Annotated in this window: 19 protein-coding genes; 5 read left to right on the top strand and 14 right to left on the bottom strand. The window is 72.5% G+C overall.

All coding sequences use genetic code 11. The features are described from left to right. Nucleotides 1–121 precede the first annotated feature (121 nt). The gene (locus DFJ66_RS15645; RefSeq protein WP_211351596.1) at nt 122–1,483 is read left to right on the top strand and encodes a dihydrolipoyl dehydrogenase family protein; all 1,362 of its coding nucleotides are present in this window, start codon (nt 122–124) and stop codon (nt 1,481–1,483) included. 118 nt (nt 1,484–1,601) lie between these two features. Continuing rightward, nucleotides 1,602–1,973, top strand: coding sequence for a hypothetical protein (locus tag DFJ66_RS15640; protein ID WP_246029768.1), 372 nt, complete (start codon nt 1,602–1,604; stop codon nt 1,971–1,973). Nucleotides 1,974–1,998: 25 nt separating this feature from the next. Here the strand turns inward: DFJ66_RS15640 and DFJ66_RS15635 are convergent, their stop codons facing one another. From DFJ66_RS15635 to DFJ66_RS15620, 4 genes are all read right to left on the bottom strand, one after another. Then, complete coding sequence (locus DFJ66_RS15635; protein ID WP_121222051.1) at nt 1,999–3,180, bottom strand: AAA family ATPase; 1,182 nt, start codon at nt 3,178–3,180, stop codon at nt 1,999–2,001. A 16-nt stretch (nt 3,181–3,196) separates the two neighbouring features. Further along, nucleotides 3,197–3,796 carry a hypothetical protein gene (locus DFJ66_RS15630; protein ID WP_121222049.1) on the bottom strand — a complete coding sequence of 200 codons (600 nt, stop codon included), beginning with the start codon at nt 3,794–3,796 and terminating at the stop codon, nt 3,197–3,199. Then, nucleotides 3,797–4,324: a hypothetical protein gene (locus DFJ66_RS15625; RefSeq protein ID WP_147459278.1), complete on the bottom strand. Its 528-nt coding sequence runs from the start codon at nt 4,322–4,324 to the stop codon at nt 3,797–3,799. It lies immediately after the preceding gene. Between the two features lie 85 nt (nt 4,325–4,409). Next, nucleotides 4,410–5,654, bottom strand: coding sequence for a hypothetical protein (locus tag DFJ66_RS15620; RefSeq protein ID WP_121231221.1), 1,245 nt, complete (start codon nt 5,652–5,654; stop codon nt 4,410–4,412). A gap of 156 nt (nt 5,655–5,810) precedes the next feature. On the opposite strand from DFJ66_RS15620, the gene DFJ66_RS15615 reads away from it, so the two are divergent. Further along, nucleotides 5,811–7,238, top strand: coding sequence for a S8 family peptidase (locus DFJ66_RS15615; protein ID WP_121222045.1), 1,428 nt, complete (start codon nt 5,811–5,813; stop codon nt 7,236–7,238). Nucleotides 7,239–7,495: 257 nt separating this feature from the next. Further along, on the top strand, nt 7,496–7,999 hold the full coding sequence (locus DFJ66_RS15610; protein ID WP_121222043.1) for a DUF3145 domain-containing protein: 504 nt from the start codon (nt 7,496–7,498) through the stop codon (nt 7,997–7,999). A 365-nt stretch (nt 8,000–8,364) separates the two neighbouring features. On the opposite strand, the gene DFJ66_RS15605 is transcribed toward DFJ66_RS15610, so the two are convergent. From DFJ66_RS15605 to lanKC, 5 genes are all read right to left on the bottom strand, one after another. Continuing rightward, a complete protein-coding gene (locus DFJ66_RS15605) occupies nt 8,365–9,201 on the bottom strand; it encodes a sigma-70 family RNA polymerase sigma factor (protein WP_121222041.1) in 837 nt (278 codons plus the stop codon). 16 nt (nt 9,202–9,217) lie between these two features. After that, nucleotides 9,218–10,900: an ABC transporter ATP-binding protein gene (locus tag DFJ66_RS15600; RefSeq protein ID WP_121222039.1), complete on the bottom strand. Its 1,683-nt coding sequence runs from the start codon at nt 10,898–10,900 to the stop codon at nt 9,218–9,220. Beyond that, complete coding sequence (locus DFJ66_RS15595) at nt 10,900–12,492, bottom strand: ABC transporter ATP-binding protein (protein WP_121222037.1); 1,593 nt, start codon at nt 12,490–12,492, stop codon at nt 10,900–10,902. Before DFJ66_RS15595 ends, DFJ66_RS15600 begins: the two co-directional genes overlap by 1 nt. Before the next feature lie 279 nt (nt 12,493–12,771). Further along, a complete protein-coding gene (locus tag DFJ66_RS15590; protein WP_121222035.1) occupies nt 12,772–12,933 on the bottom strand; it encodes a SapB/AmfS family lanthipeptide in 162 nt (53 codons plus the stop codon). A gap of 40 nt (nt 12,934–12,973) precedes the next feature. Then, nucleotides 12,974–15,505, bottom strand: a complete 2,532-nt coding sequence (gene lanKC / locus DFJ66_RS15585; RefSeq protein ID WP_121222033.1) for a class III lanthionine synthetase LanKC — start codon at nt 15,503–15,505, stop codon at nt 12,974–12,976. A 509-nt stretch (nt 15,506–16,014) separates the two neighbouring features. Between lanKC and DFJ66_RS15580 the strand changes: the two genes are divergently transcribed. Continuing rightward, entirely contained in the window at nt 16,015–16,587 is a 573-nt protein-coding gene (locus DFJ66_RS15580; RefSeq protein ID WP_121222031.1) for a hypothetical protein, read from the top strand. A 427-nt stretch (nt 16,588–17,014) separates the two neighbouring features. On the opposite strand, the gene DFJ66_RS15575 is transcribed toward DFJ66_RS15580, so the two are convergent. The 5 genes from DFJ66_RS15575 to DFJ66_RS15555 all read right to left on the bottom strand — a co-directional run bounded on the left by DFJ66_RS15575 (nt 17,015) and on the right by DFJ66_RS15555 (nt 22,152). Further along, a complete protein-coding gene (locus tag DFJ66_RS15575; RefSeq protein ID WP_121222028.1) occupies nt 17,015–18,250 on the bottom strand; it encodes a beta-ketoacyl-[acyl-carrier-protein] synthase family protein in 1,236 nt (411 codons plus the stop codon). Beyond that, nucleotides 18,247–18,486 carry an acyl carrier protein gene (locus DFJ66_RS15570; RefSeq protein WP_053720023.1) on the bottom strand — a complete coding sequence of 80 codons (240 nt, stop codon included), beginning with the start codon at nt 18,484–18,486 and terminating at the stop codon, nt 18,247–18,249. The genes DFJ66_RS15575 and DFJ66_RS15570 overlap by 4 nt, the downstream gene beginning before the upstream one ends. A gap of 61 nt (nt 18,487–18,547) precedes the next feature. Continuing rightward, nucleotides 18,548–19,525, bottom strand: a complete 978-nt coding sequence (locus DFJ66_RS15565; RefSeq protein WP_121222026.1) for a beta-ketoacyl-ACP synthase III — start codon at nt 19,523–19,525, stop codon at nt 18,548–18,550. A gap of 2 nt (nt 19,526–19,527) precedes the next feature. Beyond that, a complete protein-coding gene (locus DFJ66_RS15560; RefSeq protein ID WP_281276616.1) occupies nt 19,528–20,460 on the bottom strand; it encodes an ACP S-malonyltransferase in 933 nt (310 codons plus the stop codon). A gap of 504 nt (nt 20,461–20,964) precedes the next feature. Next, on the bottom strand, nt 20,965–22,152 hold the full coding sequence (locus DFJ66_RS15555; protein WP_121222022.1) for a PucR family transcriptional regulator: 1,188 nt from the start codon (nt 22,150–22,152) through the stop codon (nt 20,965–20,967). Nucleotides 22,153–22,213: the final 61 nt, after the last annotated feature.

Genomic DNA, 22,213 nt, shown 5'->3' with positions numbered 1-22,213 from the left:
GGTCCCCGTGACCCACCGCCCTCCCGGGCCGATCGCCGCGTGACTTGCTCCGCCGGTCCGGGTGGTGTGGGGTGGCACGGTGAGCGAATCCCGTGCGGCAGACGGCGACCAGACCTACGACGTGATCGTGATCGGCGGCGGACCGGTGGGGGAGAACGCCGCCGGCCGGACCGCCGCCGGCGGGCTGCGGACCGCCCTGGTGGAGGCCGAGCGCGTGGGCGGCGAGTGCTCGTACTGGGCGTGCATGCCCAGCAAGGCCCTGCTGCGCCCCGGTCACGCGCTGGCCGCCGCGCGCCGCGTGCCCGGCGTGCCGGTGGGCGAGCGGCTGGACGCCGCCGCGGTGCTCAAGCGCCGCAACGAGTTCACGTCGAACTGGGACGACTCCGGCCAGGTCGACTGGGCGGTCGGCGCGGGCATCGAGGTGGTGCGCGGGCGCGGGCGGCTGACCGGCGAGCGGACCGTCGAGGTCGGGGGTCGCGTCCTGACCGCCCGGCGGGCCGTGATCGTGTGCACCGGCAGCGTGCCCCGCACGCCGAACCTGCCCGGTCTCGCGGACGTCGAGCACTGGGGTTCGCGGGAGGCCACCTCGGCGCAGGAGGTGCCGTCGTCGCTGGTGGTGCTCGGCGGAGGGGTGGTCGGCGTCGAGATGGCGCAGGCGTGGGCGCGGCTGGGGTCGGCGGTGACGCTGGTGGTGTCCGGCGAACGGCCGCTGCCGAAGTTCGAGGCGTTCGCGGGCGACCTGGTGGCAGACGGGTTGCGCGAGGACGGCGTCGTGCTGCGCACGGGCGTGAAGGCGACCGGTGTGTCCGGTGTGGACGGATCGGTGACGCTGTCCCTTTCGGACGGTTCGTCCGTGTCGGGCGAGAAGCTGCTGGTGGCCACCGGGCGGCAGCCCGCGACCTTCGACCTCGGCGTCGAGCAGTTCGGCTTCACCGCCGGCGACGCGCTGCCCGTCGACGACACCGGCCGCGTCGAGGGCGTGGACTGGCTGTACGCGGCGGGCGACGTGACCGGCCGCGCCCTGCTCACCCACCAGGGCAAGTACGCGGCCCGCGCGGTCGGCACGGCCGTGGTGACCGGCGCCCAGAACCCCCAGCCGTGGACGGCGTCCGTGGCCACCGCCGACCACACGGCCGTCCCGCAGGTCGTGTTCACCGATCCCGAGGTCGCGGCGGTCGGGTGGACCGAGGCGCAGGCGCGTGACGCCGGCCTGGACGTGCGGGTGGTGGACCTGGACATCGCCGTCGCCGGGTCGTCCCTGCACGCCGATGGGTACAAGGGCAAGGCGCGCATGATCGTGGACGAGCGGAAGCGGACCTTGGTGGGCGTGACGTTCGCCGGACCCGACACCGCGGAGTTGTTGCACGCGGCGACGGTCGCGATCGTCGGGGAGATCACCGTGGACCGGTTGTGGCACGCGGTGCCGGCGTACCCGACGATCAGCGAGGTGTGGCTGCGGTTGCTTGAGGCGTATGGGCTCTGACGTTCGGTGCACCTGCCGTTTCGTTGTGTGCACAGGGGTACGCCGAGTGCCGTAGGCGCGGTGCGCCATCAGGCGTCACCTCCGAGAATTGCGGCTCCGTCTCATTACACTGCCGGAGGTGACCAGAGGAACCGTGGCCCTCGCGACCGGCGCGGTCCTCTGGTGCGCGGTGGTCATCGGGACGACGTTCGTGCCGAGCGGGCCGTGTTTCGCGCCTATTTTGGTGTATTTGCCGGGATTCCTGGTCCTGCCGGTGGTGGCTTACACGTTGCTGCGGGCGCGGAGCCACGCGTTGCTGTGCCTGGCGCACGTGCCTCGGACGTGGCTGGCGGCGGGTTTCGGGGTGGCGGTCGCGGGGTGGCTGTTCTCGTGCGGTGCGCTGGCGGGGCAGCCGGGGACGGAGATGACCAGCACGGTGGCGGGTCTGGCGATCGTGCTGCACGTGACGTTCGGCCTCATCGCCATCGGCCTGGCCCGCACCGGCCGCTGACCCCACCACCGCCCGCCGACTGTGGTCACGCCCGGCGCACGGGCGAACTCGCCACCGCCTGCGTCGCCAGTTCGACCAGTCGCTCGAGCCGCAGGGGAGCGTCCAGGGCGGATGCTTCCCTGACCGCCCTGGCCACGACCTGGCCGGCGATGTCCGCGGCGGTCAGCGGCAGCCCGGAGCGGGCGAGGGCGAGGTCGAGCCGGTCGAGCGCGGGGCCGTCCAGCACGTCCCCCAGCAGGTCGTGCACGATCTCGCGCCGGGCCGCGGCGTCCGGACGGTCGAACGAGTAGACCGAAGCCCGGCGCAGGATGGCCGGATCGATGCGGTCGACCAGGTTGGTCGCCATCACGAAGACGACCCGTGCGCCGTCCCGGTGGGCGACCCGGTCGATGGCGACGATGAGTCCGTCCACGATCGCGAGGTTCTCCTGCGCGCCGGAACCGATGTCGTCGGAACCGCGTGAGCTGGCGACCGCGTCGGCCTCGTCCAGGAACACGATCGTGGGCAGCGCGTACTGCTCCGACACGTCGGCGATCGTCTGGATGGCGGCCGTCAGCTCGCTGCCCGCCCGGCCCTGGATGCCCTGGCCGCGGAGTCGTTCGTTGAGCTGGAGGAACATGACGTCCTCGCCGAGGACCGCGGCGCACGCGGGTGCCGCCTGCCGCATCAACGCGGACTTGCCCGTTCCGGGGTCGCCGCTGAGCAGGATCAGCGACGTGCTGTCGGTGATCGCGCGGAGGGCGCCGAGGTCGGCCGACCCGTGGTGGCGGGCCGCCCACCGCCGCACCGAGTCGGCTCCGCGCAGCCGGGTCGCGATGTCGGAGACGACGGCCTGTCCGGGCACTCCGCGCAGGCGGCGCACGCCGTCCTCGGCCGCACCGCCGGGTCCGGCCGGCGCGACCGCCGCCGCGGAGAGGTAGTGCGCGAGGTGGTCCGCGATCGGCTGGGGAACCGCCGTGGAGCGGGCGGCGGGCAGGGCGTTGGCGGCTTCGAACTCGATCGTGCTGCGACCGTTGACGGTTCCCGGCACCGGCACCGCGGACAGGCGCACGTCGACGGACTCGCCGGAGCCGAGCGTGACGCGGAAGACGGTGCCGACGGCGGTCGGCTCCAGGTGCACCCCGCTCAGCTGCCGGCGCAGCGCGTCCGCGATCGGCCGCAGGTCCGGTGCTCCGGTGGGTGGGGTGAAGTGGAGTTTCGCGGTCACGCGAGCACCTTCCGAGTCAGACGATCCGGTTGACGCCGGCCAGCGCGTAGTTGGCCAGGTCGAGCAGTGGGACCCCGATCAACGCGGTGATGATGGGGGACAGCAGGGTGCCCGCGACGTACTTGGCGACCTGGCCGGGCCATCTGTCCCAGATCGACCGCTGTTGGACGATGGTCGCGTTCACCGTGTCGACCAGCCGCGTCTCCTCGGCACGGCGCTGCGGGCTGCCCACCGGGTGCCCGCTGCGCATGATCGTCTCGGCCGAGTGCAGGACCGGTGCGCGGAGGGCGCCCACCGCGCGGAAGCTCTCGGCGTCGGCGCCCTTCGGCGGCACCTCCCCTTCGACGCGGATCTCGGTGTCGTGCCACAGGTTCGGGCGCACCGCGAGGTAGTGCTCGTTCACCATGGCGGCCAGCGCCGTCAGGACCCGCTCGTCCGCGACCGCGATGCCGAGGTTCCCGACCTTGGCGACGATGCGCTCGACCGACAGCAGCGTCGGCAGACTGGGATCGGTGTTCGACACGACGAGCGTGGTCGAGATGACCTCCTGGGCGGGCAGGACGATGGACATCGGCGGGCGTCCCCGCACCGCCAGGTCGACCTTGATGCTGCTCATCTAGAACCGCCTGATCTCTTCGGCTTCGGCGACCAGTGCGCCGGCCATGTACGTCGAGCGCTGGGTCGTGGTCGTTCCCTCGTAGCGGGCGGTGAAGGTGGACGACCCCGGCACCCCCCACGTGGTGCCCGCGACGACCTGCTTCTGCTTCGCGACCGGCAGCGCCCGCATGGAGCTGCTCCAGCGGACCCAGGCCGAGAACCTCGCCGTGGCCGGGATGTACAGCTTGGTGATCGTCGCGCCGCCGACGCCCCCGCGCGGTCCCACACCCGTGTACGAGATGGTGTACCGGAGTTCGTGGTAGACGAGGTCCCGGTCGGCGGGGTCGTGGATCGAGAACCCGATGGTGTGCACCGCGTCGTTGATCAGCAGAGTGCTGATGCCGATGTTGAGTTCGGTGATCCGCTTGTAACTGAGCAGGTGGGGATAGCACTCGCTCATCTTCAAGAGATCGCGTTGGATCTGTTGGGAGACGTATAAGACGTCGTTGTGGGTAACGGTCAGGTCGATCGAATGCACTACCGACATGCCACCGCCGATCGCCGATCTTCGTTGTCGACGGAATCGCCGGCCACCGACGCGGTGTTACGGGGTCTTCACCGCTGCTCCGGGCTCACTGCGTGGCCGGCAGGCGCATGGCTTGTTGGGCGAGTGCGACCAGCTGCGGGTCGGCCGAGTCGGATTCGCCCTCGGACCACACCGCTTGCGTGATCCGGACTTGAGAGTCCTTCACGATCGTCTTCATCGCGGAGCGGTCGAAGGTGTTCGGGCCGCCCGGCCAGGCCTTGCCCTCCTTGACCAGCGGGGTGATGCCGCCCGTGCCGGCCGCCGCGGTCACGGCGTGCAGTTCGGCGGCCCGGGTGCCGTCCGGCAGGTTCAGTTCCGCCACCGCGATGCCGACCTTGCGACCGTCCATTGTGGTCTCGTACACCGCGCGCTTCAGTTGCAGGCACATGTGCCCCGCCAGCCACACCTGGACGTCGCCGAACGCGTGCTCGGCGCACTTCTCGGTCTTCTCCGCGCCCTTGGGCAGGTAGTTGCGCCCGTCCACGACCACGGTCGTCGGCTGGGGTGCGGCGCTGGTGGAGGAGGCCGCCTCCGGAGTGCCGCCGGAGGACAGGAGCGCCAACAGCACCACGACCAGCACGACCGCCACGACGCCGGCCGCCGCGTAAGGCAGCCACTTCGGGCGCTGGGGCGCGGGAGCGACGCGGGGCAGCAGCATCGTGCTGGCCGACGCCAGGTCCGTCGCCGCGTCCGGGAAGCCCTCGGTCACCAGGTCGCGGGTCGCGGGCGGGGTGCCGGTGGGGGCGAGGACGGCCAGCAGCTTGGCCGCGTGGCCCGCCGAGCACGGTCGGTCGCTGGTGGCCAGCTCCCGGGCGGCGGCCAGGAGGGTCGTGGGCTTCGGGTGCAGGACGCGCACGCCCCGGTTCAGGTCCACGGTCGGCTGCACGACCTGGCCCACGTACGGGCCGACCGCGACGACGGTGGCGACGGGCAGCGGTTCGCCGCGCATGTCCTGGATGCGGCGGGTGACGGCGGCGCTGGCCTCCAGCGCCTCGGCGGCCGGGTTGGTGGCGCCGTCCGGGCGGGTCAGCGGCCAGCCGTCGATCGTCCACCGGCCCGACAGGGGCGCTTCCAGGCGCATGGCGGGGTCGGGCAGGTCCACGCCGACCACCACGAGCACGCCCCGGGGCAGCACGACCACGGCGTCCAGCGGGCGCGGGCTGTCCGGCGGGGTGACGCCGAGCAGCGCGACACCGCCCAGCACGGAGTCACCGAGACCCCACGTGCTGAGCGCGGCCCGGACGTCGGCACCGACCTCCGAGGGCTCGGTACCGAGCTTGATCAAGCGCACGAGATCCCACCGTTCCACACGGACGAACACCGTAGCGCCGGCGCCGCCCGGCCGGTCCCCTGGATCGCGAGTTAGCACTTTCAGTGACCGCCATCACCGGAACGGGCGTCGATCGTTAGACGGATTGCTCAACCCTGCACCGGAGGTTTGATCGCCATGCGCAAAGCCGCCCTCGCCGCCGCGGGAGTCCTGGCACTCTCGGTAGTCGCGGCCCCTTCCGCCGACGCCGGTCTCCTCGCACCCGTCTCGGCCCTGCTCAGCTCCACCTACTCCGGCACCGTCCTGGTGCACGGCACCGACCTGGCCGCCGCCGAACGCGCGGTCACCGAGGCCGGCCTGACCCGCGTCACGTCGTTCGACCGCATCGGCGTCGTCGCCGCGCGCGGCAGCGCCGCGAAGATCGCCGCCGTGCGGGCCGTGCCCGGCGTGACCTACGTCGAGGCCGAGCAGCCGATCCGGTTCACCGGCTCCACCTCGCACACCGCCACCCGCGGCCTGGAAGCGCGCCAGACCCTGACCGGCGCCAACGGCCTCGCCCTGGACGGCAGCGGCGTCACCGTCGCGGTCATCGACTCCGGCGTGGACCCGACGCACCCCGCGTTCAAGACCGCGAGCGGGCAGACGAAGGTCGTCCGCAACCTCAAGAGCCTGTGCGTGGACGAGTCGTCCACCAGCACCGGCTGCATCGTGGACGTGCCGACGTCGGTCGACACCGACACCCTGTCCGTCGGCGGCCACGGCACGCACGTCACCGGCATCGCCGTGGGCAGCGACGTGAAGCTCACCGACGGGACGGTCGTGCGCGGCGCGGCCCCCGGCGCGAAGGCCGTCGTCATCTCCACCGGCGCGGCGCTGCTGATCCTCGGCGCGGACGCGGCGCTGAACTGGGTGCTGGAGAACCACGCGGCACCGTGCGGCGCGGGCGTGCCGGCCTCGACGTGCCCGCCGATCAAGGTGGTCAACAACTCCTACGGCCCGGTCGGCGGCGGCGCGTTCGACCCGAACTCGGCCACCGCGAAGCTCCAGCGGGCGCTCGCGGCGCAGGGCGTGGTGACCGTGTGGGCCAACGGCAACGACGGCGGCGACGGGACCACCAGCCTGTCCAACCCGCCCGGCCAGGACCCGGCGCCCGGCGTGATCTCCGTCGCCTCCTACAACGACCAGGACACCGGCACCCGCGACGGCACGGTGTCCGACTACTCCTCGCGCGGTCTCGCGACCGACCAGTCCACCTGGCCGGACATCTCCGCGCCGGGCGAGAACATCACCTCGGCGTGCCGCCCGTACCTGGTGATCTGCGCGACCGGCCTGAAGCCCCAGAACGGCCCCGGCCTGCTCGACCTCGGCACCTACAACACGATCTCCGGCACGTCGATGGCCGCTCCGCACATCGCGGGGATCGTGGCCCAGCTGTTCCAGGCCAGGCCGTCCGCGACGCCCGGCCAGGTCGAGGCCGCGCTGAAGGCGAGCGCGTACAAGTACGGCGGCGGCTACGTGCCGGCCGGCGCGTACACCAGCAGCTTCGACCGCGGCACGGGCCTGGTCGATGTGGTGGCGGCGGTCACCGCGCTGCGCGCGCTGTGACCTGGCGAGTGGATCACTCCACCGTGTCGGGTTGATCTCGGAAAGTGACCCTGCGGCCGCTTGACGTGGGCCGCAGGGTCGCGTTTCAGGGTCTAAAGTCCTGTATCTGACCCGGCCGGGTGATGAACGTGCTGGTTCTTCTGGCGGACCGCTGCGATCGCGGGCAGAATGACCGGGTCGGGAATTCGCAAGATCGTCCGCAGCACACTCGACAGGCCGTAGGGGAAGACGTCCCTCGTCGAGCAGCGGAGGTCAACGTGAGCACCCGTGGCAGCACCAGTGGCGTGGTCTACGTCCACTCGTCGCCGTCTGCGGTCTGTCCGCACGTCGAGTGGGCGATCTCGGGCACCCTCGGCGAGCGGGCAGACCTCAAGTGGGCGGCCCAACCGGCGGCGCCCGGGCAGTTGCGCGCCGAGGCGGCCTGGACCGGCGAGGCCGGCACAGGCGCCCGACTCGTGGCCGCCCTCAGGGCGTGGCCGATGCTGAGGTTCGAGGTCACGGAGGACCCGAGCCCCGGCGTCGACGGCGTCCGCTACTGCTTCGCGCCCGTCCTGGGCCTGTGGCACGCGCGGACGAGCGCGAACGGCGACATCGTGGTCTCCGAGGACCAGCTGCGCACCCTGGCGGCCAGAAGCCGGGGCGGCGAGTCCTTCGCACACGGCGTCGACGAGATCCTGGGCGCGGCCTGGGACGACGCCCTGGAACCGTTCAGGCGAGCGGGCGACGGCGCCCCGGTGACCTGGCTCCACCGAGTCGGCTGACCGCCACGCCCCCCGGATCTGTCGTACCCCACGGGTAAAATGGATACCGGGGGCCGTGGCCCGCGCGCCCGCTCGCGACTCCGGCCCGGATCGAGCGCCGGCAAACGTTTGCGCGCCAGGCATCCGGCGCCTACTTCCCCACCCACGCCCGGCCCAGCCCCACATCAGCCGTCGCCCACAGCTCCGCCGCCGAGCCGCCGCCCCGCCGCCGGGCCGCCCGCAGTGCCGAGCCGCCCGCAGTGCCGCCGCCAGGCCGCCGGGCCGCCGCTCTCAGTGCCGCTGCCGCCCCGCCGCCCGCAGTGCCACAGCCGGGCCCGCCGCCCGCAGTGCCGCCGCCGAGCCGCAGCGCCGCCGAGCCGCCGCTCTCAGCTGCCGACCGCCGACAGGTCGAACCCCGCCAGCCGCGCCGGGTCCGCGATCACGTCGATCGACACGATCCGCCCCTCGACCACGCCGAACCCCATGATCGACAACACCCCCTGCGCCCCGATCACCACCACCCCGGCCGCCCCGTTCACCAGAGCCGGCCGCGCGAACCCGGCCAACCCGCCGAACATGGCCGCCTGACGCGCCACCGTCGAAGCCCCGCTGAGCACCACGGTGTGCCGCGACCCCACCCCGCCGTCCGACCGCAGCACCACCGACGGGTCCAGCACCGCCACCAACGCCTCCAACGACCCCTCCCGCGTCGCCGCGAAGAAGGCGTCCACGACCTCCCGCTGCCGCGCCACCGACGCGTCCGGCACCGGAGCCGCGGCCCGCACCCGCCGCCGCGCCCGCGAAGCCAGCTGTCGCACGGAAGCCGTCGACCGCTCGACCAAGGCAGCGATCTCCTCGAACGGCACGGCGAACATGTCGTGCAGCACGAACGCCACCCGCTCAGCCGGCGACAACGTGTCCAGCACCACCATCAGCGCCAACCCGACGGCATCGGCCTGTGCCACGTCCTCGTCCGGCCCACTGATCACCGGGTCCGGCACGGTCACCCCCAGTGACTCCCGCCGCCGTTCCCGCGTCCGCAGCATGTTCAGGCACACCCGGCTCACCACGGTCGTCAGCCAGGCCGCGACGTTCTCCACCTCGGAAGTGCGCGAGTACCGCAGCCACGTCTCCTGCACGGCGTCGTCCGCGTCGGCGAGCGAACCCAGCATCCGGTACGCCACCGCCGTCAACCGCGGCCGGTGCTCCTCGAAGACGTCCACGCCGCAGAACGGTAGATCACGCCACCGGCTGCCACGCCGCCATCAGGTCCCGGTACGCCGCCGAACGGCCCAGCAACTCCTCGTGAGCACCCAGCAGCGGCTCGCCCCCGTCCATCACCAACACCGACGAAGCACGCAAAGCGGACGACAGCCGGTGCGCGACGACCACCAGCACCCCGCCCCGCTCGGCGAACGCCCGCTCCACCACGGCCTCCGCCGCCGGGTCCAGGTTGGACGTCGCCTCGTCCAGCACCACCACGTCCGCCGGGCACGCGTACACCCGCGCGGCGGCCAGCAACTGCGCCTCACCGGCCGACAACCCACCGCCGCCGTGCCCCACGACCCCGTCCAACCCGCCCAACCGCCGCACCACGTCGTCGGCACCGACCGCCGACACCGCCGCCATCAACGAAGCATCCGACGCCGAAGGGGCGAACAAGGCCAGGTTCTCCCGCACGGTCCCGGTGAACAGGTACGTCTCCTGCGGCACCAGAGCGATCCGCGAGTGCCGCACCGAAGGCTCCACGGCCCCCACCGGCACCCCGCCGAACAGCACGTCACCGGAGTGCGGCGCCACCAACCCGGTGATCAGCCCGGCCAACGTCGACTTCCCGATCCCGCTCGGCCCCACGACCGCCAGGTGCGCACCGGGCTCCAACGTCAACGACAGGTCCCGCACCACCGGCACGCCCGCACCCCACCCGAACGTCACCCTCCGCAACTCGATCTCACCACTCCCCGGAACGAGATCACCCGTCGGGGGAAGGACCTGCGGTGCCGCCTCAGCCAGTCGCCGCAACGCCACGGCCAGCCGTAGCACCACCGTGCCCACGGTGTCCGCGAGCCGCCGCAACGCCGGCTGCACGCTGGTGCTCAGGTACACGACCGCCCCCAGCACCTCACCCGCGCTCAACGACCCCCGCGCGACCAACCCGGGGGCCAGCACCACCAGCAACGCCAGCGGCGCGAACCCGCCCAGCGAGATCACGATCCCGCGCAACGCCGTCGCCCACGCCAGCCGCACGGTCGCCGCCGCCTGCCGGTCCACCTGCCGCCGCACGTCCGCGACCGCCCGCGGACCCGCGCCGCACGCCACGACGTCCCGCATCCCGAGCAGCACCGACCCCGCCGCCTCGGCCGCGCGCTCGTCGGCCAGCACGAGCGCCCGCTGTCCACGCGCCAACGTCGGCAGCAGAGCCCCGAACAGCACCAGGGACGCCACCACGGGCAGCACCACGAGCCACGCCACCGACGACACCAGCGTCGCCAGGCCCACCAGCGCCGCCGAGGTCGTCACCAGCAACGCCCTGGCCTGCACCAACAGCCCGGCGGTCGCGTCGCGCACCACCTCGACGTGCCGGGTGATCCGGGCGACAGCACTGGCGTCGGGCTGCCGCTTCACCGACTGCAAGACCCCGCGCACCACCACGCCGACCAACGCGTCCCGCAGCGGCTCCACGACCTCGCCCAGGCGCATGAACACCTGTCGCAGCCCGAACCCGCCCAGCACCGCGACCAGCGCGAACGCCAGCAACCACAGCACACCCGTGCGCACGTCGCCGACCGCGAACCCCCGGTCCACGGCCAGCCCCACCAGCCGCCCGGACAGCAGCGCCGGCACGCCCTCCACCACCGACCAGCCCAGCAACGCCAGCACCGCGCGCCGCTGAGCGGCCAACGCCCGCAGGTACGGTCCCATCAGCCGAACACCGCCCGGTAGTCCGCGTCGTCCCACAGCACCTCGTGCGGACCGACCGCCCGCACGCGACCGTCCTCCAGCCACACCACCAGGTCCGCCCGCCGCGCGGTCGCGGCCCGGTGCGTCACGACAACCCTTGTCCGGCCGGGCAAAGCGGACTCCAGTGCACGCTCCACAGTGGACTCCGTCACCGTGTCCAGGCTCGCCGTGGCGTCGTCCAGCACCAAGACCCGCGGCTCCCGTGCGACCGCCCGCGCGAGCCCGAGCCGTTGCGCCTCACCACCGGACAATGGCGTCTCGGACAGCGGCGTGTCGTAGCCGTTCGGCAGCCGCACCACCACGTCGTGCACCTGCGCGGCCCGACAAGCCGCCACGACTTCCTCGCGTTCCAGCAAAGCCCCGTAGGACACGGCGTCCGCCACCGTGTCGCCGAGCAGCGCCGGCCGTTCGAACGCGTACCCGACCGACCCGCCGCGCAGCACCTGACCAGCGGAGGGCGCGGTCAGCCCGCCGATCACGGCCGCCAACGCCGACTTCCCCGCCCCGGACCGGCCGACAACAGCCAAAAACGTCCCAGCGGGCACAGAGAGATCAACGTCCCGCAGCGCCTCACCCACGGACACTCCGCGCAGCTCCACCACACCCGGTGCGGAAAACCCGTGCCGCACAACGGGTCCCGGCTCGGTCGACAGCACCTCGTCGATCCGCGCCGCCGACGCCCGCGCCCGCTGCACCGCCGTCAGCACGGTCGCCTGCCCCACGACGGCCATGCCCAACCCCGCGTACCCCAGGGCGGCCAGCACGTCACCGACGCTCAACCGGCCCGCGACCACGCCGAACCCGGCGGCGGTCAGCACGGCCAGCTCCACGGCGGGCAGCAGCAGCCCGGCCCGCCAGATCATCTTCGCCTGCGTCCGCCACATGCCCACGCCCGCCGCCGCGAGCCGGGGGAGGGGCCGCAGCACGCGTTGCGCCTCCTGCTCGGCGCGCCCGGACGCGGCGATCGTGCGCAGCCCGCCGACCGCGTCCACCAGCCGCGCGGACAGCTCGCCGGACACCTCCTGGTACGCCGTCACGTCCTCGGCGGTCAGCTTGAGGTGCGACCGGACCAGCAGCGTCGCCAGCGGCACGCTCAGCAGGAACACCACCGCCAGCCGCCAGTCCAGCACCGCCAGCGCCACCACGGCACCGGCCGCCGTCAGCGCGGTGATGCCGAGGTTCACCAGCAGCACGGCGAACCCGCCCGCGATCGCGCTGTCCCCGGTCAACCGGCTGATCGCGTCACCGGGCTCGAACCGGGTCGGGTGGCCCAGCGCGACCAGGTGCCCGGCCAGGCGGTCGCGCAGCCACGCCGTGCCGCGCGCGGTGATCGCCGCCGCCAGCACCACGCCGATCGCGTCACCCACCACCTCCACGCCCGCGAGCCCGACCAGCCACAACACCGCGCCGGACTCGAGCCAGCCGCCCAGTGCCAGGTCCACGGTCCGGGCCAGCGCGGCGGGCAGCAGCAGGCCGGCCGTGGTCGCGAGCAGCGCGTTGAGCGCCAGCAGCAGCCACCGCGGGTCCCGGCGGACAACCGTCTTCAGCAACATTCCGGCTCCGTGTTGGATTGCGCCGCCTCCGGCGTCGCGGGCGAGGTCGCCTTGGGTGTCGGCTTGTCGGGTGCTTTTCCCGCCGATCGGAAGAGCTGATCGGCGGGAAAAGCACCCGACAAGCCGACGCGACCTCGCCGTGTCCGAGGGCGCATCATGGGCGAGGGCCCGACGCCGGCCGCCCGGGTGGAGCCGGGAGACCGCCGTCGGACCCTCGTGTGGCCGGTGAGCGGCGCACTTCGCCTGCGCCGCTCACCCGTGTTCGACCTGGCGCAGGCGTCAGCAGGCGAGCAGGCTCACGGTGGAGTGGCTGCACGGGAGCAGCAGGGACGCGTTGGACGCGGTCGTGCTGCCGCCACCGCCGCTGCTGCCGCCGCTGGCCATCGCGCTGTCCTGGACCTCGGGGGTCTCCAGGTCCTGCAGGTCGAGGATGAACTCCATCTCGAACTCCTCATTCCAGGGGGACAGAAGGGATTTACTGCTACCGACCCGCGAGGGCCGGGGCTTTGAGGAACGGCAGCACGGGGGTGCCGTCCAGTGCGCAGGACAGCGCGAGCAGCACGCCCGCGCCGCCGGTGACCAGGTCCATCGACAGCCGGCGCAGCTGGATGCCGGGGAACGCCGTGCCCTCCTGGAAGGGGACGGCGTGCCACGCCAGCGCGCCCAGGTGCTGCTCGATCGCCTCCTGCGGACCGCCGGTGTGCGCGAGGGTCGCCAGCAGACCGGCGCGGCCGAGGGTGAGCGCGGGCTGGATGACGAACTCGCCGGTCAGGCTCGCGACCAGCTCCGGCAGCCGCCCGACGCACGGTGCGCCCGGCGCGACCCGCGCGAACTCGTTGAGCGCCAAGGCGATGCCGGCGCTGCCGATGCCGACGTAGGGCAGGGTGCGGAAGTTGCCGTCGCGGACCTGGGTGGAACCGTCCAGCGCGGTGGCGCACTCGGCGAGGTCGCGGTCCAGCGCGCGTTCCGCCGCGTCCAGCCACGCCCGGTCGCCGGTGTGCTCGAACAGGCGGGTGAACAGCAGCGCCGGGCCGGACCAGCCGTGCAGCAGGCCCGCCTTGGCCTTGTCGCCGGGCGGCGGGGCGTCGGCGAGCATCCCGACCAGCTTCGCGCCGACCTCCACCGCCTGGTCGGCGTAGACGTCGTCGCGCCGGGTCCACGCGAAGTGCAGCAGGTTCAGGCCCACGCCGGACAGGCCCGAGTTCAGGCCGTGGTCCTTGAGCGAGGGGAGCAGCGGGTGGTACGCGCAGACCAGCTTGTCCGCTTCCTCGTGGTAGCCGAAGTTCTCCAGCACGTACGCGACGCCGTGCGCGCCGGTGTAGAAGCCGGGCTCCTTGGGCGGGTCGCGGCGCACCTTGTCCAGCAGCCACCGCTCGTGCTCGGGGAACCGGCCCTCGCCCGCCGCGTCCAGGGCGTGCAGCACACCCGCCGCGCCGTACGCGAACCCCGCGCCGCCGACCTCGAACTGCTCGACGTCACCGGGGAACAGCCGGTCCTGGCGTCCCGGGGTGGCACTGGCCAGGATCGCCGCGGCGATGGACTTGCGGACCACCTTCCAGTCCGGCTGCGGCTCCTCCAGCGGGGTCGTGGCCGGGGCCGGGACGTCCACGCGCGGGGCGAGGACGTCGAGGATGCGGTCGCAGTACTCGTCGGGCAGGTCGAAGCGGCGGCGGATGGTCTCGACGTGGTTGCGCAGCTTCACCGGCGCCAGCTCGATGATCGCGTTGAGCGGCAGGAACAGGTACAGCCGCAGCGCGGCCAGCGCGTACTCGTCGATCTCGAACCCCTCGCGGTCGGGAGGGGCCTGGAAGCCCGGCGAGCCCAGCGTGGGCTTGCGGTTCTCCTCCAGCGTGGACGCCAGCTCGAAGTCGATGAGGGAGACGGAGTCGTCCTCGTCCACCAGCACGTTGAGCGGGTGCAGGTCGCCGAACACCACACCGCGCTCGTGGACGCGGGCCACGATCTCCTCGACCTTGGCCACGATCTCCAGCGCGCGCTCGGTGTAGGCGGCGATCTGCTCGGGGGTCGTCCGGTGGTGGGTGAGCGGGTAGTTGCGGCCCAGCCACTGGCCGACCGGGCGGCCGGGCACCGGCGACATCGCCAGGAACTCGTGCTCCCACGCCGTGAAGTGCTCGTACGCCTCCGGCACGCCGGACACGCCCTTCAGGCGGGTGAGGATGTCGTGCTCGCGGCGCAGGCGGGTGACGGCGTCGACGTTGTCCCGGTCCAGCCCGGCGTGCGGACGGGCCTCCTTGAGGATGACGGGGAGGTCGTCGGACTTGCGGGTCGCCCGGTAGACGCCGCCGCCGTTGGAGAAGTGCAGCGAGCCCGTCACCCGGTAGGGGAAGGACTCGGCGTCGCCGGCCTTGCGCGCGGCCAGGTGCTCGGCGAGGAACGGCGGGAGCGTGATCCACTCGGGGACGGAGAACGTGGGCTTGCGCCGGTCCGGCACCAGTTCGCCGTCCGGGCCCTCGATGGCCAGCACGCGGCGGCCGTCCTGCTCCAGCCACTGCTCGACGAAGCCGCCGTAGCGGACGTAGAGGGGGCCGGCGCCGTAGCGGAGGTCGCTGAGGATGTACGCGCCGGGCTTGCCGGACAGCAGGGCGTCGAGCTCGCGGAGGGTGGTCTCCAGTTGGTGCTCGTCGGCCGGGTAGACGGTGATGAGCTTGCCGCTGGCCTCGCGCGGGGCGTACTTGGAGTTGCGGGCCAGGACGATGGACTGGGTGCGCAGGTACTTGAAGGGGATGCGGCGGGCGACCAGGTACTCGTAGGTGGTCAGGAGGACCTCGCCGGCGTCCTTCACCGTGGCCGAGACGTGGATCTTCCAGCCCTGGCGGGGGATGGTCGCGCCGTCGGGCTGGAGGTAGCGCCAGATGGTGAGGTCGGTCTGCGACCACCCCTCCGGCAGCGCGGGGAGCACCTGCGAGAAATCGTCGACGGCGGTTTCCGCGTGGCTTTGCACGTCGTAGAAGAGGCGGTCCGCGAAGCAGTAAGCCTCATAGCGGAGGTCCACCGGAATTCCCTTCCCCAGGATTTCTTTCGACCGGTGTATTCCCGCACGGTGGTCCACTTTTCGCCAATCCGCCAGACCGGCGAGTCGACTGCGCCGTTCGTGGGTGCGCGGGTTGCCCGGACTCGCACTCCCCGTGCGTACGGGCGTGGTGGAACCACCCGGACGCCAGGTTTAGCGCTGGTCCGAGCGGTGTCGGGGTGGCTGCTGGCTAAACGGGACTGGATCGTTCAATTGTCGCCAGGGTCGCTACCTGGGCCGTTGTTCGATTTCCGCCCTTTTGCGGTTGTGTTACGGCGGGTATCCCGCTGGTCCTGTCGGGCGATAGTGCCGGACATTGCTCCGGCAACCGGTCGGTTATTCGGCCGATAGGGTGTGGAATCTACGCCGAAATTCGTGTTTACCGAATTCGGGTGGTCGGCGGTGGTTGAACCACCCGCAGGGATCGGGTAGTGGGCTGCTCCGTCCGGGTGGCACCACGCGCGTTCGGGCTCATATGGCACCCTCTGGACGTGTCGTCCCGGTTGCTGCTGCCCACCGTCCTGGTGATCGCCGCGCTGACCGCCGGCGCCGGCGTCCTCGCGCGCGAGGCCTACCGGAGGCCGGTGCAGGCGGCCGGCGACCAGATCGCGGTGCCGTCGGTGTCGTCCTCCGTGCCGCGCAGCTCCCAGCCGGGTCCGAGCGGGGTGCAGCTGAGCATCGACGCGGCGTTGCACCCGGACGGCCAGCGCGTGCGCGAGGTGCTGCAGCGGTACTTCGACTCCATCAACGCGCACGACTACGAGGCCTGGGCGAAGACCGTGACAGCGGACCGCGTGAACCGGACCCCGCGCATCAGGTGGGAGTCGGACTACGAGAGCTCCCGCGACGGCACCATCCAGGTGCACCGGCTGGAGACGGTCACACCGGGGCGGCTGCGGGTGATGATGACGTTCACCAGCACCCAGGACGTGGCGAAGGCGCCGGCAGAGCTGCAGGCGGACTGCATCCGGTGGCGGGTGGTGTACCCGTTGCAGGAGGAGGAGGGGTCGTTGCGGGTGGACTTGGGAACGGAGGGCTCCAGCTCCCAGTTCACCGCCTGCTGAACTCTCTTCACGCGGCCACAGGCGCCGGAATGTCATTGCCGCGTGGGATCATGGAAGCGGGGGCCGGAGGCCACGCCCGCCGCACTTCACCCACCACCAGCAGGGCTCCACACCGCCACCACGCCGCTCCATCCCTCAAGCCGCCACGCCACCACACAACCCACCCCGCCGCACAACCCGCCCCGCCGAACCGCCCGCCCGAGCCGCCGCCCGCCCGAGCCGCCGCCGCCCGCCCGAGCCGCCGCCTGCGCGAGCCTGCCGCCTGCGCGAGCCGCCCCCCGCCCGAGCCGCCGCCCACGCGAGCCTGCCGCCTGCCTGAGCCCCGCCGCCTGCCCGAGCCCGCTGCCTGCCTCGCTCGCCCCTCCCGCAGCCGGACAGCAAGCGACCCCGGGGCCGGTCGGTCCCGGGGTCGTGCCACAGATGGGGGTCAGGCGCCGGTGAACACGAGGGACACGTTGTGGCCGCCGAAGCCGAACGAGTTGTTGACCGCCGCGACCAGGTCGATCTTGCGCGGCTCGCCGGTGACCACTTCCAGCTGCACCTTCGGGTCCTGGTTCTCCAGGTTCAGGGTCGGCGGCACGATGCCGTCGCGCACGGACAGCAGGGTCGTGATCGCCTCCACCGCGCCGGACGCGCCGAGCAGGTGGCCGTGGTTGCCCTTTGGCGCCGTCAGCACGGCGTGGTCGCCGATGGCGCGTTTCACGGCCTGGGGCTCGATCACGTCGCCCACCGGGGTGGACGTGGCGTGGCAGTTGACGTGGCCGATGTCCGTCGGCGACAGGCCCGCCGTGCGGATGGCCGCCGCGATGGCCCTGGACTGGCCCAGGCCCTCCGGGTCGGCCGCGGTGATGTGGTGGCCGTCCGAGGACGTGCCGATGCCGGCCAGCTTGCCGTAGATCCGGGCGCCGCGGGCGCGGGCGAAGTCCTCGCGCTCCAGCACCATGATCCCGGCGCCCTCGCCGAGCACGAAACCGTCGCGGTCGACGTCGAACGGGCGGGACGCCCGGGTCGGGTCGTCGTTGCGGGTGCTCATGGTCCGGGCCTGGATGAAGCCCGCCATGGTGATCGTCGTGATGCACGCTTCCGCGCCGCCCGCCACGACCACGTCGGCCTCGCCGGAACGCAGCATCCGCCACGCCCACGCCAACGCCTCCGCGCCCGACGCGCACGCCGACACCGGCGCGTGCACGCCCGCTCGCGCCTTCAGGTCCAGGCCGACGTGCGCGGCCGGGCCGTTGGGCATGAGCATGGGCACCGTCAGCGGGGACACCTTGCGCAGCCCCGACTCCTCGATGAGGTCGTCCTGGTTCAGCAGCGTCAGCGCGCCGCCGATACCGGTGCCGACCACGACACCGAGCCGCTCCTTGTCGACGTCGTCCTCGCCGAGCCCGGCGTCCGCCCACGCCTGGCGGGCGGCGACCACCGCGACCTGCTCGCAGCGGTCCAGCCGGCGCGCCTCGACGCGCGGCAGCACCTCGGTCGGCTCGACCGCGAGCTGCGCGGCGATGCGCACGGGCAGCTCGAACCGCTCCACCCAGTCGGTCTCCAGCGGCTTCACACCGCTGCGGCCCGCGAGCAGAGCATCCCAGGTGGAGGCGACGTCGCCACCGAGCGGGGTGGTGGCACCCAGCCCGGTGACGACGACGTCGTTGCCAGTGGTCATGCGTTGCTGGCGATGTAGTTCACCGCATCGCCCACGGTCTTGAGGTTGGCCAGCTCGTCGTCCGGGATCTTCACGCCGAACTTGTCCTCGGCCTGCACGGCGATCTCCACCATGGACAGCGAGTCGATGTCCAGGTCGTCCACAAAGGACTTGTCAGCCGTCACGTCGGCCGCCTCGACACCGGCGACCTCCTCGACGATCTCGGCGAGCCCCTTCTGGATGTCCTCGTTGCTCACTGAAAATCCCTTCCTTCTTGCATCCGCCGGCTGGGCTGTCCCACCGGAGTCCTCGGGTTGGTCACGGCAGTCGGACGACCTGTCCCGCGTAGGACAGGCCGGCCCCGAAGCCGACGAGCAGTGCCACGTCCCCGCTCTTGACCTCGCCCGCCGCGCGCATGTGGTCCAGCGCGAGCGGGATGGAGGCCGAGGACGTGTTGCCGGAGTCCACGATGTCACGGGCGATCACGAGGTCTTCACGGGCACCCTTGGCGCGCAGGCGCTTCGCGATCGCCTCCACGATCCGCAGGTTCGCCTGGTGCGGCACCAGGACGTCCAGGTCGGACACCTCGATGCCCGCGAGCTCCACGGCCCGCAGCGCGATCGGCGCGATCTGCGTGGTGGCCCAGCGGAAGACCGACTGACCCTCCTGGAAGATGAACGCGTCGCGGTCGGCCACGTGGATCATGTCCACCAGGTCGCCCGCGCTGCCCCACGCCACCGGTCCGATGTGGGCCTCGTCGGCGGGTCCGATCACGGCCGCGCCCGCGCCGTCGGCGAAGATGATCGCGGTGGACCGGTCGGTCGGGTTCACCCAGTCGGTGAGCTTCTCCGCGCCGATCACCAGCACGTGCTTGGCGGTGCCGGCGCGGACCAGGTCCGAGCCCATGCCCACGGCGTAGCAGAAGCCCGCGCAGGCGGCGTTCAGGTCGAACGCGGGCGCGGCCTTCACACCGATCCGGTCGGCCACCTGGGCGGCGGCGTTGGGGATCTGCGACGGCATGGTGCAGGTGGCGACCAGCACCGCGCCGATGTCGGAGGGGGCCAGCCCGGCGTCGGCGACGGCCTTGGCGCCCGCCTCGACCGCCATGTCGACGAGCTTCTCGTCCTTGCCCGCGAACCGCCGGTTCGCGATGCCGACCCGGTCCCGGATCCACTCGTCCGAGGTGTCCATGATCTTGGCGAGGTCGTCGTTGCTGACGACGGTGTCGGGCTGGTAGCTGCCCAGGCCGAGGATGCGGGTGCCCGCGTGGCCGGTGGGGACGGCGAAGGAGGTCATGCTCAGGCCTCCCCGAGCATCGCCACGACCTGGTCCAACTGGTCGGGGGTCTTCAAAGCCAACGTGGGGGTGCCCTTCAGTTCGCGCTTCGCCAGGCCCGTCAATGCGCCCGCCGGCGGCAGCTCCACCACCGCGGTCACGCCCTTCGCGCCCAGGGTCGCCTGGCAGGAGTCCCACCGCACCGGGCGGGTGACCTGCGAGATGAGTCGGTTCAGCACCTCGGCACCGGAGGTCACCTCGGCGCCGTCGGCGTTGGACAGCAGCGGCAGCGTGGGGTCCTCCACGGCGATGCCTTCGGCCTTGACGCGCAACGCCTCCTCGGCGGGCGCCATGTAGGCGGTGTGGAACGCGCCCGCGACCTGGAGCTTGCGGATCTTCGCCCGCTCCGGCGGGTTCTCGGCGAGCTTGTCCAGCGCGGGCAACGGCCCGGCGGCCACGATCTGCCCGGCCCCGTTGCGGTTCGCGCCGACCAGCCCCAACTCGTCGAGGCGGGCCAGCACGTCGGCCTCCTCACCACCCAGCACAGCAGCCATCCCGGTCGGCTCCAGCGCACAGGCGGCCGCCATCTCCGCACCGCGCACAGCGGCCAGCGCGACGGCGTCGTCCGAGGTCAGCACCCCGGCGATCGCCGCGGCGGCCAGCTCACCGACCGAGTGACCGGCGATGATCGTGTCGGCAGGCAACTCGACCCGCCGACGCAGCTCCTCGAACGCGAGCAGCGCCAACGCCACGACCAGCGGCTGCGTGATCGCGGTGTCCTTGATCTCCTCGGCGTCCGCCGTGGTCCCCAGTCGAGCGAGGTCCAACCCGGTGGCGTCCGACCACGCGGCCACACGCTGCCCGGCCCCCTCGAGGTCGAGCCAGGGGGCGAGCATGCCGGGTGTCTGAGACCCCTGTCCGGGGGCGAGCAGCGCGATCACCCGCTCACTGAACACGTTTCCCGTGGTCTTGCGGGATGCCGGAGCTGACGAAACCACGACTACGGGTTTGTAGGGTGTCTACAAATGTGACTCGCGGATGAACGTTGAACCACGTCACGTGTTGTCGAAGGCCACCCATTCGAGCCCAAACGGGACATGCGTTCTCCATCACACCCTCCAGGGTGACGCGCCCAGTCGAGTGACCCCAGCCGCACAGCGGCAAGCCCTTGCGAACGCGCGAAGCGCGCTGTCTGCGGTGGTGACCACCACAGGTGGAGGGCCTCGGTTCCCCCGCCGTATGGCCTGCCCGAAGGGCTACCGCACTTCGGGTCGGGTGCAGCCGAAAGTTTTTGCGAGGAACGAGCAAAAAGTTTTAGCGGCACCCGGCCCGAAGTGTGGTTGGCTCCGCCAGGCCATGCGGCGGGGGAATCGACGCCCTTCACCCCCCGCTGGCGGCCTGCCGCGCGGCGAGCGCCGCTTTTCATCTTTCGGGTTTGATCTTGAAAGCTCTCGAACCTCTCACCAGAGCCCGCGAGCCCGAGCCAGCCGCCCCACAGACAGGGCCACCCGCAGCACCAGAGCGTCCCGGGGGTCGTTGGCGTTCCGCCCGGTCAACTCCGTCGCCCGCCGCAACCGGTACCGAACGGTGTTCGGGTGCACGAACAGCTTCCGCGCGCACGCCTCCAACACGCCCCCGACCTCCAGGAACGCGTCCACCGTCTCCAGCAGCGACCCGCCCGCGTCCTCCAACGGCCGGGCGATGCGGTCCACCAGCTGCCACTCCGCCTCCGGGTCACCGGCCAGCGCCCGCTCGGGCAGCAGGTCCAGTGACCGCACCGGACGAGGTGCCGCCGGCCACCCGACCACCGCCCGCAGGCCCGACAGGGCGTCACCGGCGCTCCGGTGCGCGTCGGCCAGGCTGCTCACGGTCGGGCCGGCCACCACGGGACCGGGGCCGAACGCGTCGGACAGGCGCACCAGGGCGTCACCGCTGTCCGTCTCGCCGCCCAGCACCACCACCAGCCGGGACCCCTGCACGCTCAGCAGCACCGGCCGGGAGATCCGGGCCGCCCGACTCCGGACCTCGAAGACGACCGCCGGCGGGTCGTCCGACGGCGGGTTGCCCACCAGGACGGTGGCCTCCGCCGCCGGGTCCCAGCCCAGTGCCGTGGCCCGCGACAGCAGGGACTCCTCGGCGTCGCCACGCACGATGCCGTCCACGACCAGCGCCTCCAGGCGGGCGTCCCACGCGCCCCGGGCCTCGGCGGCGGCGGCATAGGAGGTGGCGGCGGAGAAGGCGATCTCGCGGCCGTAGCGGAGCACGCCCTCGGTCAGGAGCGCTCGTTCGGCCTCGTCGCGGGCCAGCTTCGGGAGCTGCTGCTCGAACAGCTCCAGCGCGATCCGGACCAGTTCGACGGTCTGCCGCAGGCTCACCCACCGCGAGATGTCCTTCGGCGCGGCCCGGAACGCCTCGGCGGTCAGCCGGATCGCCTGCTGCGGGTCGTGCAGCCACGACACGAACCCGGCGACCCCGTTCTGGATCAGCAGCAGCACGCCCGCGCGCTGCTCGGCGGGCATCCGCCGGAACCACGGCAGCTGCTCCTCCATCGCGGCCACGCTGGAGGCCGCCAGGTCGCCCGAGGCGCGCTGGAGCGTGCGCAGCGTCTCCCTCGACAACGCCGGCAGGACCTCGGCGGAGCTGCTCATGCCTCCACCATCGCACACCACCCGGTCGTGCCTGCGCGGTCCACCAACGAGTGACACAGCC

Source organism: Saccharothrix variisporea, assembly GCF_003634995.1.
GTDB lineage: Bacteria > Actinomycetota > Actinomycetes > Mycobacteriales > Pseudonocardiaceae > Actinosynnema > Actinosynnema variisporeum.
This window is presented reverse-complemented; position numbering and strand designations above follow the sequence as displayed.